Genomic DNA, 2772 nt, shown 5'->3' with positions numbered 1-2772 from the left:
TAATAGTAAAAATTAAAGGGGAAATGATCGAAAAACAAGAGTATATAACACGTTAGAAATACAAATAATAGATAAAAAGCTAAAAAAACTGTCCATTTAAGGAATCCTTACGTTATGCAACGGTCTTTATTAATGAAAACAACGAATATGATAAAGGCTCAAAAACAGAAAGAGCTTATGCACTTCTATTTGATGGTGTGGATGACTATGTAGAATTAGCTAATAATACTAATTTTGGTTTTGACGCATCCTTTTCTATTGAAATTTGGATGAAGCCCGATAGTATGGGCGAAGGTTATCATACCATTGCACAAAAGGGAGAAGAGTGGCAATTGAAAATATTTGCTACTCCTGTTTTTTATGTATTTGAATTCGGAATTAATAACAACTCTATTTTCTCATCCTTGCAATTAGACACAGACTTGGTTATTGGAGAATGGATCCACTTAGTTGGGGTAATAGACCAAACTACAGGAAGCGAAAACACTATCATTTATGTGAATGGCATAGCAGGCTCCTCAAAATCCGCATCTGCAATCACAAGTTCTTCCTCCAAGGTGAAAATAGGCGAATTATTCAAAGGAGAAATAGACGAATTTCGAGTATGGAGTACAGCACAAACCTTATCTCAGATAAGAGAAAACAAACACCTTACTTCTTCTGTGGGAGATGCCAATATTACAACATACCTGCCATTTAATGAAGGAACAGGTATATTGGCTAATGATCTATTTGGAGGAAACGATGGAACGCTTACCAATATGAATACTACAGATGCCTGGATCAATTCAAGCGCGCCCGTTGGAAATGGGCTAAGTATTAGCAAAACAGAAACCGAAGGGATTGTGGACTTCACTGGTACAGGTATCTCAGCAAATTATACTTCCCATTCTTCGGCATCAGTAGTTGTTAGCCGAATTAATGGAGCGCCAAATCAGAATCCAAATCTTTTCGATAATCAATACTGGATAATGGAGAGATATGGTAGTGGTGATTTTGATGCAGACCTAAGCTATACTGTAGAAGATATCTTAACAGAAGAAGATGCCCAAATACCTAAACAAATAAAACTTTATAAACGAGAAGAAAATTCATATAGCTATTGGGATTATAGCAAATATGCCAATAGTGTAGATGTAGCGAATAAAACAGTAGAGTTTCAGCATATTTCAAATGATGGTCAGTTTGCTCTTTGCCGTCGCTATTTACCCGACGATTATGTAGGGAATACTTTGTTTTTTGATGGCATTGACGACCACTCAGATTTTGGGAATAGTTCCATTCTGGATATAGAAAATAATTTAACTATTGAAGCTTGGATAAAGGCCGATGAACTCAATGAAAACCGAAGAATTCTTTGCAAAGGCGACAATTATTTCTTTGAATGGGACGATGAATTCGAATCCATCTCTGGCAAAGGAATACAGCTTAAGCTTCCGGCCTTAAATACCGGATGGTGGGAGTTTCAATATGATATGAATTATAATCAATGGTATCATATTGCATTTACTTATGCAGCTTCAGGCGAGTTAAAAGCATTTGTTAATGGATATAATGTTAGAACAGAATCTTTTCAGGGCGATATAAGCTCGAATACCAACCATTTAATATTAGCTTCCAACGAATCGGAATCCCCATTTCTTGGGCAAGTGGATGAATTACGTATTTGGAATAAAGTTAGAAGTCAGCAAGAAATTCGCGCAAATATGTGTAGCACGCTTAGTGGTCTAGAACAGGGCTTAATCGGATATTGGCAATTTAACGAATTCCAGGGAGATAGCCTCCCCGATCTTGTGGGAGGAAATGATGGTCAACTCAATAACATGTCAAACTCTAATTGGGAAAGTTCAACGGCTCCGCTTCCTTTTATCAGTGCTCAGGATGGCAATTGGAATGACAATGATACCTGGCTGACCGGTCAAAACTACCCTGACTCAGCATGGCTAAAAGTCCAGATAGAAAATATGCTTACTCTTGATTCTCAGAAAGAAGTGGCATCGGTAAGTATCATGTCCTCAGGTGCTTTAAATTGTAATCCCACAGCACAACTTACAGTAAGCGATAGTCTTATCAATAATGCAGGTATAGCTGGTCTAATACTAAATTCAGATGCAAATAATACAGCTTCATTAATATCAAATACTTGGAATATCTCTGCACATGTTGAAACCTATATTAGTGCTGGACAATGGCATTTGGTTTCTCCTCCCGTATCTTCTGCCACTGTGAATGACTTTTATTTCCCAGCTTCTACCACTTCTTGGCTCAAGCGTTGGGATGAAGTTTTAGATGACTGGGTTTATATTTCAGACCTATACACATCATTAAGTATTGGGCAGGGATATGCCACTTGGTTTGCAAATGAAAAATCAGATGAAACAATTGATTATACTGGTAAACTTAAATCTGGAGATGTGAATTTAACTCTAGATTATTCAGGACCTGACAGGGGGTTTAACTTTATTGGAAATCTTTACCCGAGCTCACTGGACTGGGACATTGGAAGTTGGATAAAAGACCAAACCACAGGAATCGCATACATATGGGATCATGGAAACTATATCAGTAGAAATTCCATAGGTGAAGGAAGTCTTACCGATGGGATAATTCCCGCAGGACAAGGTTTTTTTGTTCAGGCAAATTCCGGGTCAAGTTAATTTTTATGGGGACTACGAAAAAAGCTTTGATAATCTAAAGAGGAAAAACGATACATCCGTAACGCCTCTGAGGTTAGATCTAAAAAGCTTTATTTTAGCATTGAAAGATTCCGCA

At 37.4% G+C, this 2772-nt stretch carries 1 protein-coding gene and 1 pseudogene; one reads left to right on the top strand and one right to left on the bottom strand.

Annotated features, from left to right (window positions below; all coding sequences use genetic code 11):
- Positions 1-197 precede the first annotated feature (197 nt).
- The gene (locus HNS40_RS22055; RefSeq protein WP_172284875.1) at positions 198-2657 is read left to right on the top strand and encodes a LamG domain-containing protein; all 2460 of its coding nucleotides are present in this window, start codon (positions 198-200) and stop codon (positions 2655-2657) included.
- 12 nt (positions 2658-2669) lie between these two features.
- Here the strand turns inward: HNS40_RS22055 and HNS40_RS23395 are convergent.
- Positions 2670-2772: pseudogene (locus tag HNS40_RS23395) on the bottom strand (DDE transposase); the annotation flags it as partial.

This window comes from Lentimicrobium sp. S6 (genome assembly GCF_013166635.1).
Classification (GTDB): domain Bacteria; phylum Bacteroidota; class Bacteroidia; order Bacteroidales; family UBA12170; genus UBA12170.
The sequence above is the reverse complement of the archived record's forward strand: the minus strand, read 5'-3'. Positions and strand labels throughout refer to the sequence as shown.